Here is a 15986-nt window from a genome sequence, read left to right as displayed (position 1 = left end):
TCGTGTATTTAAAACGAATTGAGATCGCAGGATTTAAATCCTTTGCGGATCGAACCGTTATAGAGTTTGAAAATGGTGTGACGGCTGTCGTTGGACCAAATGGCAGCGGAAAAAGTAATATCACTGAAGCGATTCGCTGGGTTTTAGGCGAGCAATCTGCTAAAAGTCTTCGTGGTGGTAAAATGCCGGATATTATTTTCGCTGGTTCTGAAGGTCGTAAAGCGTTGAATATTGCCGAAGTAACGGTTGTCTTGGATAATAGTGATCATTTTTTACCGTTAGATTTTACTGAAATTAGTGTGACACGTCGCTATCGTCGGACAGGTGAAAGTGATTTTTACATCAATAAACAAGCTTGCCGTTTAAAAGATATCCACGATCTATTTATGGATTCTGGTTTAGGAAAAGAATCATTTTCAATCATTTCTCAAGGGAAAGTGGAAGCGATTTTTAATAGTAAGCCTGAAGATCGTCGGGGAATTTTTGAAGAAGCCGCAGGCGTTTTGAAGTATAAACAGCGTAAGAAAAAAGCAGAACAAAAACTGTTTGAAACAGAAGATAATTTAAGCCGCGTGCAAGATATCATCTATGAATTAGAAGATCAATTGACTCCTCTAGCTGCACAAAGCGAAGCGGCCAAGGAGTTTTTGAAACTTAAAGAGACTTTGACAGAAATTGATGTTAGTTTAACAGTAACTGAAATCGAATCAGCCAAAGAAGTTTGGGAAATCAAGGCAGCTGAACTTACTGTAATTGAAGAAAAGTTGCAGATTGCTAGCAAAAAAATTCGTGATTCAGAGGATGAATTATTCCAACTGCGGGGTAAACGCAATAAATTGGATGAGCAAATCGAAACAGAACAACAGCAACTATTACAAATCACAGAAGCGTTGAAACAAACAGAAGGACAAAAAAATGTCTTAGTTGAACGCTCAAAACATACGATGCAAACGACCAGTGAGTACCAACAATCTTTAGAAGAGAATGCTGAAAAAATCACTCGCTATCGAGAAGAAGTTCAAGACTTACAAGCAAAAGTTACGGAGAAAAAAGCTCAACGCGAATCACTAGTTGAAGCAATCAAAGTGTCTGAGTTAGAGGTTGAAAAATACAGCAAATCTTCAAAAGAATTATTGGAAGAGCTACGCAGTCAATATGTTGAAGTCATGCAAGAACAAGCCAATACTACCAATGATCTAAAGTATTTAGAACGTCAATATCAACAAGAAACGGCTAAAAACCAACAATCCATTCAAAAGCACGAAGCGTTAGAAAAACAAATGAGCGATGCTTTAGCGGAGAAAGAACAACTAGAAGCAAGTGTAGTTTCCTCCGAACAATCGTTATCAGATCAAAGAGAAGAATACACCCAATTGAAACATCAGCTAGAGCAAAAGCAAGGACAATTAGCTGTAAAGCAAAAGCAAATGTATCAAGCGATGAATCAAGTACAACAAGCGAAAGCTCGTCAAAAAAGCTTACAAGAAATCCAAGAGAATTACTCAGGATTTTATCAAGGCGTTCGAGCAGTGTTAAAACACAAAGATCAGTTAACTGGTATCGTTGGAGCTGTTGCTGAGTTGATTGAAGTGCCGAAAGACTATACTTTAGCGATCGAGACAGCTTTAGGTGGAGCAGCACAGCATGTCGTTGTAGAAACTGAAAAAGATGGGCGTGCAGGGATCACATTCTTGAAACAACAACATAGCGGTCGAGCAACATTCTTACCACTAACGACAATTAAACCAAGAACCGTTTCTAGTGCAGTTCGTGATCGAGTTAGCAATGTTCAAGGATTTCTAGGAATTGCCAGCGAGTTAGTCCACTTTTCAGAGGATGTCAGCAATGTAATCCAAAATCTTTTAGGTGTGACCTTATTAGCAGCGACATTAGAAAGTGCCAATCAGTTAGCGAAGGCTGTAAACTACCAATACCGCGTCGTTTCTTTAGAGGGTGATGTCATGAACTCAGGAGGATCGATGACAGGTGGTGCCAATAAACGAGGCAATCAAGGTAGCTTATTCTCTCAAACACAAGAACTTCAAACGCTGACTGAACAAATGGAACGTGTTGAAAAACAATTAACAGTCAACGAAAAAGAAGTCCAACAGTTGACCGAAGAAGTCAAAGAACTAAACGAAAAACTAGAACAATTGCGTTCAACTGGAGAAACAAGCCGCCTGAAACAGCAGGAATTACAAAACAAACTAACGAATCAAGAAGAAACAATTACTCGTTTAACGAAAGAACAACGTCTGTTTGAATTTGAAGCCCGTGAATTGCATCAATTTTTAACGGAATACCAAACAAGAAAAGAAGAACTAACGCAGCAGCAACAAGAACTAAATGCTACCAAAGACCGTTTAGATCAAGAAATGAAACAAGTGGATCAAGAAGCAAGCCAAATGGAAACGTTGCGAGCAGAAGCATTTGAGCGATTCAATCAAGTACAAGCAGATAAAGCTGTTGCCAGTGAACAATTGGCTCATTTAACTGAACAAGTAGCAGAAAAACAAACCCAGTTAGATGAATTCTTAGCAAGAGAAACAGCGTTGCGTCAGCAATTACAACAATTGAATGACAATTCAAGCGATCATCAAGTCACAGAAGAAAGCTTGGCGGTTCAGCTGGAACAATTAGCTGAGAAAAAAGAGCAACTACAAATAAGCATTCTAGAAGCTAAAACAGCTCGTCAACAATTACAAGAGCAAGTCGATCAAATTGACACAGGTTTAGCAGAAGAAAATAAGCAGCAACAACATTTACTAACGGAACAAACAAAAATCGAAGTTGAGAAAAATCGCTCAGAAATCAAATTAGACAATTCTTTGCAATATTTACAAGAAGAATACAGTTTGACCTTTGAACGTGCCAACGAAGACTATGAACTGACGATCGATAAAGAGCAAGCGAAAATCGAAGTCAAACGCTTGAAACAGGCTATCGAACGCTTAGGACCAGTCAATCTTAATGCGATTGAACAATACGAGCAAGTCAATGAACGCCATGAATTTCTAGTTTCTCAACGTGATGACTTGTTAGATGCCAAAGAGCAGTTGTTCGAAACAATGGGTGAAATGGATGAAGAAGTCAAAGCTCGCTTTAGTGAAGTTTTTGAAGCGATCCGTGCCCAGTTTAAAGTGGTATTTCCAAATATGTTTGGCGGTGGTCGAGCAGAATTGATTTTAACTAACCCAGAAGACTTATTGAATACTGGGGTCGAAATCGAAGCACAACCTCCAGGTAAAAAATTACAAAATCTAAGCTTACTTTCTGGTGGTGAGCGCGCCTTAACAGCGATTGCGTTGCTATTCTCCATTATTCGCGTTAGACCAGTACCTTTCTGTGTCTTAGATGAAGTTGAAGCGGCGTTGGATGATGCGAACGTTTCTCGTTTTGGTCATTATTTAAGCGAATTTGAAGATGATACGCAATTTATTGTGGTGACTCACCGTAAAGGAACGATGGAAGCGGCAGATGTGCTGTATGGTGTGACAATGCAGGAATCTGGTGTGTCGAAGATTGTTTCGGTTCGCTTAGAAGAAGTCAAAGAAGGCGGCGCGATCGTCGCTGAAACTTAGGGGTATATGATAGGAGTAATAAAATGATTAAATTAGTCGCTATTGATTTAGATGGCACGCTTTTAGATAGTAAAAAGGAAATCTCTGCAAGAAACAAAGAAGCTTTGGCACAAGCAAAAGCTGCAGGTGTTAAAATCGTTATTTGTACAGGTCGACCATTGGCAGCCATCGGTATTTATTTAGATGCCTTGAATTTACGTGACAATGGTGATTACAGTATTACCTTCAATGGTGGTTTGGTTCAAAAAAATGATACAGGTGAAATTATTGAAAAAGCAACGATGCCTTTAGAAAATGTCCATGATTTGTTTGAATTAGCTTCCTCATTGAATGTACCTTTGGATATTTTATCTGATGGGCTGGTGTTGCAGCTACCAACGACAAAGGATTATGAATCATTGTATAGTCAGCTAAATAAATTACTGACATATGAGTCTCACGAGTTAGCTCAATTGACTGCTGATAGAATCTACAATAAAGCCGTGATTGCAGTAGATCAAACGTATCTAGATGAACAGATCCAAAAAATACCTGATCCGTTTTACGATCGCTATGAAATCATCAAAACTAGAAGTAACCTACTAGAGTTTATGCCTAAAGGAATCACAAAAGCATATGGTATTTCATTATTAGCTAGAGATTTAGGCATTAAACAAGAAGAGATCATGACGATTGGCGATGAAGAAAATGATTTGCCGATGATCGAATACGCAGGTCTTGGTGTAGCAATGGAAAATGCCGTTCCTAGAGTGAAAGACTTGGCAGACGTAATCACAGACACAAACGACAATGACGGAGTCGCACAAGCCGTTGAAAAATTTGTTTTAGAACCATTGGAAGGAGGGAATTAAATGGGATTTTTCGATAAAATAAAAAAAGCTTTTATGAACGAAAAAGAAACACCACCAGCTGAAATCAAGACAGATGAAGAAGTCATCGAGTCCGTTGAAGTAATGCCAGAAGAAAAACAAGCTGATACGGAATCACTAGAGCAAGTCCAAGAGGAGATTTTTGAAGCAACAGAAAAGCCTGAAAAAGAACAAGAACCAGAAATCGCCCCTCTGATTACAGTAAATCCTGTTACCCAAGCAGAAGAACTGGTTGATCCTGAAATTATTGAGGAACAACAAGAGGAAATCATCGTACAAGAAAAGTATGAAAAAGGGCTAGAAAAAACTCGTAAGACTTTCGGCGAACGTTTGAATGAATTATTTGCGAATTTCCGTTCAGTGGATGAAGACTTCTTTGAAGAATTAGAAGAAACCTTGATTGGTGCGGACGTTGGGTTTGATACAGCGATTAAAATTACTGAATCTCTACGCCAAGAAGTCAAATTACGTAATGTGAAAAAACCAGCTGCCGTTCAAAATACGATCATTGAAAAAATGGTTGATTTGTATGAAGCAGAAGGTATCGAAGAAAATAACGCTTTGAACATTCAGGAAAATGGCTTAACCGTGATGTTGTTCGTGGGAGTTAACGGTGTTGGTAAAACAACCAGTATCGGTAAACTAGCCCATGAATTCAAACAAGACGGAAAAAAAGTCTTAATGGCAGCAGCGGATACCTTTAGAGCAGGAGCCATCGATCAATTAGTGGTCTGGGGCGAACGTGCGGGGGTTGAAGTTGTTCGCGGCAATGCTGGAGGAGATCCTGCTGCAGTCGTTTTTGATGCAGTAGAACGTGCTAAAACGGAGAATGCGGATATCTTACTTGTCGATACAGCAGGTCGCTTGCAAAACAAAGTCAATTTGATGAACGAATTAGAAAAAATCAAGCGTGTGATTCAGCGTGAATTGCCGGATGCGCCTCATGAAGTGTTGCTTGTAGTAGATGCAACGACAGGGCAGAATGCAATGTCACAAGCAAAACAATTCAAAGAAACGACAGATGTCACTGGTTTAGTCTTAACTAAACTGGATGGTACAGCAAAAGGCGGAATCGTTTTAGCCATTCGTAATGAGCTGCATTTGCCAGTGAAATTAGTTGGATTAGGTGAAGGAATCGATGATTTAGAGCCGTTTGATGCGAACGATTTTGCAATTGGATTATTTAAAGGCTTACTGAAAGTCGAAGATTAAAGAAATAGCAAAAACCTTTTGAGTGACTACATTGAGTAGACATTCAAAAGGTTTTTTATTGGTTAAACTATTGTTGGAACCATACCGCCATCCATCCGAATCGCTGCGCCACTGAAGGCTGTGGCATAAGGACTGCTGATAAATGCAGCTAATCGTCCGATTTCACTCGGATCGATCAAACGTTGGATTTGAGATAACGGACGGTTGTTTGCCATAAATAATTTCTCTTTATCGGCTAAAGACATAGCTGGATCGGGGTACATTTTTTCGAGCATATCACGTACGCCTTCGGTCATGGTCGAGCCTGGCATGATTGTATTAACGGTTACTTGTGTTCCTTTGGTTAACTTAGACAAGCTTTTCGCTAAAGAAAGCTGCATGGTTTTTGTCATACTATATTGTGGCATTTCACCTGAGGGCATGACCGCCTCTTCGCTGGCAATAAAAATGATTCTGCCGAAGTTTACTTTTAACATTTTAGGCAGATAAAATTTGACGAGAGAATTGGCGGCAAGTACATTTGTCCGAAAGAATTTTTCCCAAGTTTCATCCTCAATAGTTTCATACGCCATTGGTTGAAAAATACCCATGTTATTAACAAGAATATCCACGTGAGGAAATGTATCGAATAATGATTGGCGATTTTCTGGTGAGACAATATCACCAACAGCCGATTGCGGTGTGGTTTCTGGAAAATGTTCTTTTAGTTGTGTAACGAGAGCTGTGACTTCTTGTTTATTGCGCCCGTTGACTAAGACATTTACGCCTTCTTTAGCTAATTCAATCGCAATGGCTTTACCGATTCCTTTGGTAGATCCCGTGACTAAAGCTGTTTTTCCTTTGATATTCATTTCCATGATGCTATCTCCTCACTAAATTTTATTCAAAAAAGAATGTATCCGGATTGGGACCAACTCGAGTTCCGTCATCTAATTGATCGATCATAGCCAAATCATCTTTTGATAATTCAAAATCAAAAATCGCTGCATTACTTTTGATTCGAGCTTCTTTAACAGATTTTGGTATAACGATAATATCATTTTGGATATGCCATCTTAAAATGATTTGAGCTGCTGATTTGTTGTGTTTTGAGGCAAGATTTAAAATTGTGTCATCTTCTAGTAATTTACCTTGCATCAAAGGTGACCATGCTTCCGTTAGAATTTCATGTTCTTTTCCAAAGGCGCGGATTTCGTTTTGCGCCATTCTTGGATGAAGTTCCACTTGATTGATTACAGGTTTGATTCGGGTGGTTTCTAGGAGTGTTTTTAAATGATGAATCTCAAAGTTACTGACACCGAGCGCTTTGATTTTTCCACTAAGATATAAGTCCTCCATCGCTGTCCAAGGTTCTAAGAATTCGTTATTTCCAGGCCAGTGGATCAAGTACAAATCCAAGTAATCCAATCCTAATTTTACTAGGCTATCGTTAAATTCAGTAATAGTTTGATCGTAGTCTAAATGATGATTCCACAGCTTCGTTGTGATAAACAACTCTTCACGTTTTTTACCAGTTGAAGCTAGCCCTCGTCTGATCCCTTCGCCGACACCGGCTTCATTGCCGTAAATTTGTGCGGTATCAATGCTGACATAACCTGCTTCGATTGCTTTTTGCACAGATAAAACAGTATCTTCGTTGCTTACTTGAAAGACACCCAGACCAAATCCTGGCATCCTTACTTCGTTATTTAATAAAACTGTATCTGTTAATGATTCAATCATCGCTTCTCTTCCTTTCACGTTTAAAGTAAATCTATGGTAACAGCAGCAGGTATAAATGACTAGTACGTACTTTAAAGTGCTATACGAACGAAAAAGTAATTAATTGATTTTTCAACCTTTTTTTGTTTAAATAAATCAAGAAAGGACGCGTTGTTTATGGAATCAATTGAAAAAAGATATAATATAGGTGTAGAAGTTACGATGGATGTGATTGGTGGCAAATGGAAACCGATCATTCTTTGTAATTTAAGGCATCAAGTCATGCGCACAAGTGAATTACTTAGAGCAATCCCAAATATCTCACAAAAAATGTTGACGCAGCAATTACGTGAATTAGAACAAGATAATATTGTTGATCGAAAGTCCTACAACCAAATCCCGCCGAAAGTTGAATATAGCCTGAGTGATTATGGCGAATCTTTAGGGGAAATTCTTGATTTACTTTGTTCTTGGGGAGAAACACATGCGAATCATTTGATTGATAATGGTGAAGCGATTAGTTTGAATTGTGATAGTTGAGAGAACGTATAGTATAGAAAACGATTTAAAAAACATAAGAGGTTGGGACAGAATGATGTGCGCCAATTAGTTGAATCAGTTCCTCTATCGCCTTCTTTTTTTGCTTAGTAGGTGTTTTTCCAATTATTTGGGAAAGTATTTGACGAGAGTTCATATTTTTTAGCAATGCGTGTCTACCAAGAGGCCCTTCTAGGTATTCTTTTACTAGTTTTAGTTTGAATTCTACTTCATAAAAAATACCCCCAACAAATTGTATTTTTCACGTACAATTTGTTGGGGGCACATTATTCCGTCCCAGGCTCTTTTTTCAGAACTGGATACTTCGTTTCATCTTCTTTTGAAATATAATATATGAAATAAGTTGAGGTTAAAAATATAAGGAGATATGAATAGCGTTATTTCAATTATTACTTACAAATTATTTGTTTCAATCCCATAGTCTTCCGCTATTTTTTTTAAACTAAAACCGCGGCCAAAAACTTCACTGGCATTCATCGACACCACAAATGCTTCTTCGTCAATAGCTAAGACACTTTCTTTGATTCTAGAAAAATCTTTTTCACTCACAACAGTCATCATCAGCATACTTGGATTTTTTTGATAACCACCTTCAATCGGAATCATCGTTAATCCCTTATCCATATCGACCAAAATTTTCTCTTTGATTTCCGCATATTTTGGTGAAATGATCATCACGTTTTTCGAACGTACAAAACCAACTTGAACCATATCTACTACACGTCCAATCAGGTATAAGCAAATCAGAGAGAACAAGACCGTATCAGTATTAAAAACAAATAAGGCTGATAAAATCACTAAACCATCAACAAATAAAATCGATACACCGAGTGAAACTTTAAAGTACTTATTGACAATTTGAGAAATGATTGCAGTTCCACCTGTTGAGGCATTTCCTCGAAATTCTAATCCTAAGCCAATCCCGGTTAAAATCCCGCCAAAAATTGTTGCTAGAAAAATATTATGAGTCAATACAGGTAAGTGGGTTGTAATTCCAACAAAAAATGGATAAATTAAACTACCGTAAATCGTTTTGATCCCAACTTCTTTTCCTAGTAGCAAAAAACAAAGAACTAATAAAGGTAGATTGATTGCATATAAAACCAAAGCAGGATTAAGACCGAAAAGGTAGTTGATCACTACGCTGATTCCGTTAGCACCGCCTGCTACGATTTTATTTGGTAATAAAATCGAATTGATTGAGATTGCTAAAATAAACGAACCAATTGTCACATATAAAGTGTCTTGGATTTGTTGTTTTGTAAATTTCATTTCTATTTACTTCCTCCGTTTCTAAAAATGTTGAGATATCCCTGTTGAACGATCAATAAGTGCATAAAATAATAGCCCCTAGTCATACTATCATGAATGACTAACAGATATCATGAGATAATTTTAATTTTTTATTCGCTGAGTATGGTAAAATCATAGAGAATAGAAAAACAGAACATATTTAATCAAATAAAGGTCAAAAAGCGTCGGTCCCATAATGATTCATGATGTTGAATAATCGTTTGTGCGCCTAAAAAATCGTTGTTCAAGGTAGTACTAAGGCCTCGTTTCATAAAACAAGAATACCCTAAGCCATGGGCCATACGAATGGTGGTATCGACACAGTATTCTGTCTGTGCACCACAAAATTCAAGTTCGGAGATGGAGAGTTTATCTAAAAGCTCTTTTAGATTTGTTTGGTAAAAAGAATTGGCGTGTGTTTTTCTAATGTAGAAGTCCTTTGATTGGGCATCAAGTTGTTTAAATAGTTGCCAATTGTGACTTCCAACCACTAAATCAGCATCTTCATGTTGAATAAATATAATGGGTAGATGATTGTTGCGATACTCTGCAATACGTTGATTTACACCGGTGAGTATATCTGTTAGTTGGAACAAACCAGATCCAACATGATTTAGACCATTTTGAAGATCGATGACGATCAAGGCTGTAGTAGGATGCATGAAGTTCTCCTTTGATTTAAATTATTTTTTCTCTCTAGTATACAACGAAGTCACATGACTGAAAAGAATCTACGTTAGGAACAAGAAAAACATAGCCAGAGATACTTTAGACCAATTAAAAAGTTTAGTTCCTTTTGACAAAATTTAAGCTAATATATTCTTTTTGCTTCTCTTTTTCTATATAATGATTAGTAATGGAATAAAAACAGGGAAGAAAGGCGACAGTATGAAATTTAAAGAATTACTACAACAAAAAAGTGTACGTCCCTATGTTATGGCGGCACGATTTGGATTAGAGAAAGAAAGTCAGCGTACGACATTTGATGGTCAATTAGCAACGACGGATCATCCAGAAGTTTTGGGGAATCGTTCATACCATCCATATATTCAAACAGATTTTAGTGAGTCGCAGATGGAGCTGATTACGCCTGTGGCAAATTCCATCCATGAAATGTTGCGCTATCTAGCAGCAATCCATGACGTAGCATTGCGCTCAATGAATAAACATGAAATGCTTTGGCCGCTAAGTATGCCGCCAAAATTGCCGTTAAAAGATGAAGACATAAAAATTGCCAAATTGGATCAGTTTGAAGGAATTTTGTACCGTCGTTATTTGGCGAGAGAATACGGAAAACGCAAGCAAATGGTCAGTGGTATTCACTTTAATTTTGAATATGATATAGAATTGGTTCGACAACTTTTTTCACAGCAAACGGAATACGAAACGATCGAAGAGTTCAAAAACATCCTTTATATGAAAGTTTCGCGTAATTATTTACGTTACCGTTGGTTGATTACCTATCTATTTGGAGCATCGCCAGTCAGCGAATCAGGATATTTTACGGAGCGGGAAGAACGACCAAAAGAACCAGTGAGAAGTTTGCGCAACAGTTCATTCGGCTATAAAAATAATGAAAATGTCAAAGTATCCTATGAATCTTTGCAACACTATATCAATGACATTCACCGAATGGTTGAAAATGGTATCTTATCTGAAGAAAAAGAATTTTATTCAGCTGTCAGACTGCGCGGCGGTAAACAAATGGCTGATTTACCTAAAACGGGTATTCGCTATATCGAATTAAGAAATCTAGACTTAAACCCGTTTGCGCCATTAGGGGTAGACGAAGAGTCATTGGAATTTATTCACTTGTTTATGTTGTATTTATTATGGACAGATGAAAAAGAAGCGCCGAATGATTGGGTAGCGACAGGCGATTTCTTAAATGAACAAGTCGCGTTAGGACATCCTTTTGCTCAAGTAAAACTTTTAGCCGAAGGGGACCGTATTTTTGCTGAAATGGATGAAATGATCGAATCTTTAGGGTTGTTTAGATTGAAGAAATCATTGGAAGTTCATCGCGCGCAATTAAGAACACCAGATTTGACCATTGCTGGAAAAATGTGGACGATCATTGAAAGTAATTCGAATCAAGAACTGGGGATTATTTTTGGAAAAGAATATCAAGGGATGGCGTTTGAGCGACCTTATCAATTAGCTGGTTTTAGAAATATGGAACTATCTACACAGTTGTTTTTATTTGATGTCATTCAAAAAGGTGTGGAAGTTGAACTATTAGATGAACAAGAACAATTTTTAAAACTTAAACACAAAGATCATATTGAATATGTTAAAAATGCGAATATGACAGGTAAAGATAGCTATATTGTGCCATTGATTATGGAAAATAAAACAGTCACTAAAAAAGTTCTAGCAGATGCTGGTTTTACAGTCCCAGCAGGAGATGAATTTGATACGATAGAAAGGGCAGAACAAGCCTATATCAAATATTCAGAAAAAGCATTTGTGATCAAACCCAAAACAACGAATTATGGGCTAGGGATCACGATCTTTAAAGACGGGGCTTCATTAGCTGATTACACAGAAGCGCTGAATTTGGCTTTTAAAGAAGATTCCGCTGTTTTGATTGAAGAATTCTTGCCTGGGACAGAATATCGTTTCTTTGTTTTAGATGACCAAGTGCGGGCCATCATGTTACGGGTACCAGCAAATGTTGTAGGCGATGGTGTTCGTTCAGTTGAAGCACTAGTGGCGGAAAAAAATCTTGATCCACTGAGAGGAACACATCATCGGTCACCACTAGAGTTGATCCAGCTAGGGGATGTAGAGCGATTGATGTTAAAAGAGCAAAATCTTTTAACGACATCAGTTCCAGAAAAAGATCAAATCGTTTACCTAAGAGAAAATTCTAATGTCAGTACTGGCGGCGACTCGATCGATGTAACAGATAACTTTGACGAAAGCTATAAACAAATCGCTATTGAAGCGGTTCGAGCTTTAGGCGCAAAAATTTGTGGGATCGATTTGATTGTTCCTGATAAAACAATTAAAGGAATGAAGAATAGTCGTACCTATGGGATCATAGAAGCCAATTTTAATCCTGCGATGCATATGCATGCATATCCTCATTCAGGTCAAGGACGTCATTTGACAATGGACGTATTGAAAATGTTATATCCAGAAGTATTTGAATAAGTATAAAATAAGAGCCCGAAACAAAACGAAAAATTAGTTTTGTTTCGGGCTTTAAATCTGAATAAACGGTGAGAAAAAAGCAACTTCTTCGGAGCTAAACGCTGTTGTATCAGCCTTTTATCATTTCTGCAACAACCAATCAAAGTCTATTGTTTAATGAAATAATTTATGCCAGAATCCTTTTTTAGGTTGCTCTGTTTGATTCGTTGAAGTTTGCTTAGGATGTTTTTGTTCAATATCGATAATTGGTTCATTTACAGCTTCACTTGCAGTTAAAACGATCCCGAAAGAATCCGGCGTATTTTCTACAAAATCATTGACCACTGTAAATTTTATTTGCCGCTCATTGATCAATTTAATATAAGCAGACTGTAAATCGATTGCCATTGCACCATTTAATAAAACAGTGGCATTAGGATGTTGCTCTAGCTCTTTTAAAAAGTTCGCCTTATCTTCTGTATTTTTCATTTGTTCAATCGTCATTGTCAGATAACATCTTTCACGGAAGGTGCCCATGTATTTGCGCTGTTCTTCGGGTTTCAGCAGCGGGGTGCCATACATTGCATTATCTAAATGTTTCTGTAAGTCATCTTGTGCCATTAATTATCTAACCTGCTTCCATCTAGTCTTACTTCAAATTATAGCATAGAACAAGTCTGAAACCTTTGGTAAAGTAGAAGATACTCTTTAATTGAGTATGAATAAAAGGCAAAAAAGTATTGCTTTTATCCCAAATTTCGCATAGACTAATAAGTAAGAATGAAAATCATTCTCAATTAGAAAGTTAGCTTGTAAAGCTAGACAGCTAGAAAAATGGAGCAAGTATATGAAAAAAATAGGCCTATTTGTTCTCTTACTCCTTTTGATTGTATTATCGGTTTTTGTCGGAGTGAAAGATATTTCTCTGACACAATTATTTCAATGGGATTCACAGCAACAATTAGTATTGTTAACAACGAGGATACCTCGAACGATCAGTTTAGTTATTGCCGGAAGTACGATCAGTATCTCTGGGTTGATCATGCAACATTTAACACAAAATAAATTTGTTTCGCCAAGTACGGCAGGTACGATGGACAGCGCACGATTGGGTATTTTAGTCGTTATGATCTTTTTTCCGAGTGCACCACTATTGTTCCGCTCTTTTATCGCATTCTTGTTTGCATTTGGTGGGACGTTAGCGTTTATTTATTTAACACGTTTTTTACCTGCAAAAAATCAAGTTATGATCCCGCTGATCGGTGTGATGTTTGGAAATATCATTGGTTCAGTAGCAACTTTTTTTGCGTATCAATTTCAGCTCGTTCAAAATATGTCTTCGTGGCTGCAAGGAAATTTTTCCACAGTGATGAAAGGCAACTATGAACTGCTTTATCTGACGATTCCATTATTGATCATCACCTATCTTTTTGCCTATCGTTTTACAGTAGTCGGTATGGGGGAAGATATGGCGACCAACCTAGGACTAAATTATCAGCGTATTCAATTGTTCGGATTAGGGATTGTGGCGTTGTCCAGTGCAGTCGTTTTGATTATGGTGGGCAATATTCCATTTTTAGGGGTGATTGTTCCCAATCTAGTATCGATGCGTTATGGTGATCATATGAAAAATACATTGGCGATCACAGCTGTTGGCGGAAGTATTTTCTTGCTGGCATGTGATGTTTTAGCACGTGTAGTGATTGCACCTTATGAGGTTCCGGTAAGTGTTGTAGTCGGTGTGTTAGGTAGCGTTATCTTTATCGCATTATTGATGAGGAGGAAAACAGCATGAAAAAATTCTTCCATTCATCAGTGATAAAAATTTTGTTATTATTGATTGCAGTTATTATAGTTTGTGCTTTGTATTTGTCTTATAAAACATATGGAAATTGGGCTTTTGCTCTGGAACTTAGAGGGAAAAAACTACTTGCTTTTGTTTTTGTAGGCATCGCTGCTACATTTTCAACGATTAGTTTTCAGACAATGACCCAAAATCATTTTTTAACACCAAATATTTTGGGCTTAGATTCACTGTATGTTTTTATTCAGACCTTGTTGTTTTTCTTTTTAGGTGGGCAGCAGCTTTTAGGCAATGAAACGATTGCCACATTTCTTATAAATGTTTTATTGATGGTAAGTGCCAGTATTATATTATCTCGCTTCTTGTTGAAAAAGGGTGGAAACGATCTATTTTTATTATTGATGATTGGGATTATTTTAGGAACATTTTTCAATAGTATTAGTACTTTTTTACAAGTCGTGATGGATCCGAATGAGTATGACTTACTACAAGGGAAATTATTTGCTAGTTTTGGTAATGTGAATAGCCAACATCTGCTTATTGCAGGGATATTGATTGCCTTTTTAGCTGGTTTTTTATGGGTGAAAAGTCATGCGTTAGATGTTCTTCATCTAGGGAATGATCAAGCAACGAGTTTAGGAATCAATGTTCCGAGATTTCAGTTTGTCCTATTGACTGTGATTAGTGCGTTGATCGGATTGTCAACTGCCTTAGTTGGACCAGTTACGTTCCTTGGATTTATTGTAGCCAATATGAGCTATCAATTGATGGGGACGTATAAACATCGAGCATTGTTTTTAGGTGGTAGCTTGTTGTCTATCTTACTGCTTGTATTTGGACAGTTTCTTGTAGAACAAGTTTTTCAATTGAATACGACGTTAAGTATTGTGATTGAATTTGGCGGCGGCGTTTATTTTGTTGGAAAAATTATTAGTGAAAGGAAGCAGCGCAGATGATCGAAATCAAAAATGTATCAAAAAGATATGGTGAAAAGATTGTTGTTTCAGAGGTTCAATTGCCGATTACAGAGCAAAAATTGACCGCTTTTATCGGTCCGAATGGGGCAGGGAAAAGTACGCTGCTTTCAATGATGAGCCGATTGATTCCAAAAGATACGGGTGAAATATATTTAGATCACAACGAAGTGAAAACCTGGAAACAAAGTGAATTATCTAAAAAACTATCGATTTTAAAACAAACGAATGGAATCAATCTAAAAATCACTGTCAGAGAGCTAGTTAATTTTGGTCGCTTTCCTTATAGCAAAGGTCGTTTGAAGAAAGAGGATCATGAGAAAGTCGAAGAAGCAATGAAAAATCTTGGCTTATTGGATTTAGCAGATGAACTGATCGATACTTTGTCAGGAGGACAATTACAACGTGTTTATATTGCGATGGTTTTAGCGCAGGATACAGATTATATTTTGTTAGATGAACCATTGAATAATTTAGATATGAATTTTGCAGTTCAAATGATGCAAACATTACGTCGTTTGGTGGATGAATTTGGTAAAACGGTTATTATCGTGTTACATGATATCAATTTTGCAGCGAGCTATGCAGATGAAATCGTAGCAATGAAAGAGGGGCGGCTATTTACCCATGGGAGTACAGATGACATTATTCAATCAGAAGTGTTGAATAAGCTTTACGATATGAATATCCGGATTTGTGAAATTGAAGGAAAACGATTTTGTATGTATTTTAATTAGAAAAGTTGAGAGCATTGTTTGGCTCTTGAACAAATAGTATTCCTCTTTTTTGAAGAGCTAGTTCGTGAAGCTAGATTAGAAGAGAAGCGGATCAAACATGTTAAATTATGACGGAAAAA

13 protein-coding genes are annotated in these 15986 nt (G+C 37.3%); 8 read left to right on the top strand and 5 right to left on the bottom strand.

Translation table 11 applies throughout. The features are described from left to right. Nucleotides 1-2: 2 nt before the first annotated feature. From smc to ftsY, 3 genes are read left to right on the top strand one after another with little or no spacing between them, the layout of a single operon-like run. Nucleotides 3-3581, top strand: coding sequence for a chromosome segregation protein SMC (gene smc, locus I580_RS11555; protein WP_010770451.1), 3579 nt, complete (start codon nt 3-5; stop codon nt 3579-3581). Between the two features lie 23 nt (nt 3582-3604). Then, on the top strand, nt 3605-4432 hold the full coding sequence (locus tag I580_RS11550) for a Cof-type HAD-IIB family hydrolase (protein ID WP_010770452.1): 828 nt from the start codon (nt 3605-3607) through the stop codon (nt 4430-4432). Continuing rightward, nucleotides 4433-5662 (top strand): signal recognition particle-docking protein FtsY, encoded by a 1230-nt coding sequence (ftsY, locus tag I580_RS11545; RefSeq protein WP_010770453.1) that lies wholly within the window; start codon nt 4433-4435, stop codon nt 5660-5662. It begins immediately after the preceding gene. A 62-nt stretch (nt 5663-5724) separates the two neighbouring features. Here ftsY and I580_RS11540 read toward each other — a convergent pair whose 3' ends face one another. Together I580_RS11540 and I580_RS11535 are read right to left on the bottom strand one after the other, a co-directional pair. Continuing rightward, on the bottom strand, nt 5725-6519 hold the full coding sequence (locus I580_RS11540) for an SDR family NAD(P)-dependent oxidoreductase (protein ID WP_010770454.1): 795 nt from the start codon (nt 6517-6519) through the stop codon (nt 5725-5727). A 22-nt stretch (nt 6520-6541) separates the two neighbouring features. After that, on the bottom strand, nt 6542-7384 hold the full coding sequence (locus I580_RS11535) for an aldo/keto reductase (RefSeq protein WP_010770455.1): 843 nt from the start codon (nt 7382-7384) through the stop codon (nt 6542-6544). A 156-nt stretch (nt 7385-7540) separates the two neighbouring features. On the opposite strand from I580_RS11535, the gene I580_RS11530 reads away from it, so the two are divergent. Further along, nucleotides 7541-7903: a winged helix-turn-helix transcriptional regulator gene (locus tag I580_RS11530; RefSeq protein ID WP_010770456.1), complete on the top strand. Its 363-nt coding sequence runs from the start codon at nt 7541-7543 to the stop codon at nt 7901-7903. A 411-nt stretch (nt 7904-8314) separates the two neighbouring features. Here the strand turns inward: I580_RS11530 and I580_RS11525 are convergent, their stop codons facing one another. Continuing rightward, nucleotides 8315-9193, bottom strand: coding sequence for a YitT family protein (locus I580_RS11525; RefSeq protein WP_010770457.1), 879 nt, complete (start codon nt 9191-9193; stop codon nt 8315-8317). Between the two features lie 185 nt (nt 9194-9378). Continuing rightward, entirely contained in the window at nt 9379-9876 is a 498-nt protein-coding gene (locus I580_RS11520) for a cysteine hydrolase family protein (RefSeq protein ID WP_010770458.1), read from the bottom strand. A 226-nt stretch (nt 9877-10102) separates the two neighbouring features. On the opposite strand from I580_RS11520, the gene gshAB reads away from it, so the two are divergent. Continuing rightward, nucleotides 10103-12373, top strand: a complete 2271-nt coding sequence (gshAB, locus tag I580_RS11515) for a bifunctional glutamate--cysteine ligase/glutathione synthetase (protein ID WP_010770459.1) — start codon at nt 10103-10105, stop codon at nt 12371-12373. A 153-nt stretch (nt 12374-12526) separates the two neighbouring features. Here gshAB and I580_RS11510 read toward each other — a convergent pair whose 3' ends face one another. After that, entirely contained in the window at nt 12527-12973 is a 447-nt protein-coding gene (locus tag I580_RS11510; RefSeq protein ID WP_010770460.1) for a YueI family protein, read from the bottom strand. 226 nt (nt 12974-13199) lie between these two features. Here I580_RS11510 and fitA point away from each other — a divergent pair, with 226 nt between their 5' ends. From fitA to fitC, 3 genes are read left to right on the top strand one after another with little or no spacing between them, the layout of a single operon-like run. Then, nucleotides 13200-14147 carry an iron chelate ABC transporter permease FitA gene (fitA, locus tag I580_RS11505; RefSeq protein ID WP_010770461.1) on the top strand — a complete coding sequence of 316 codons (948 nt, stop codon included), beginning with the start codon at nt 13200-13202 and terminating at the stop codon, nt 14145-14147. After that, on the top strand, nt 14144-15112 hold the full coding sequence (gene fitB, locus I580_RS11500; RefSeq protein ID WP_010770462.1) for an iron chelate uptake ABC transporter family permease subunit FitB: 969 nt from the start codon (nt 14144-14146) through the stop codon (nt 15110-15112). Before fitA ends, fitB begins: the two co-directional genes overlap by 4 nt. After that, nucleotides 15109-15867, top strand: a complete 759-nt coding sequence (fitC, locus tag I580_RS11495) for an iron chelate ABC transporter ATP-binding protein FitD (RefSeq protein WP_010770463.1) — start codon at nt 15109-15111, stop codon at nt 15865-15867. The genes fitB and fitC overlap by 4 nt, the downstream gene beginning before the upstream one ends. Nucleotides 15868-15986: the final 119 nt, after the last annotated feature.

This window comes from Enterococcus caccae ATCC BAA-1240, from assembly GCF_000407145.1.
Classification (GTDB): Bacteria; Bacillota; Bacilli; order Lactobacillales; family Enterococcaceae; genus Enterococcus_L; species Enterococcus_L caccae.
Note: the sequence above shows the minus strand (reverse complement) of the source record. Positions and strands in the feature narration are given on the sequence as shown.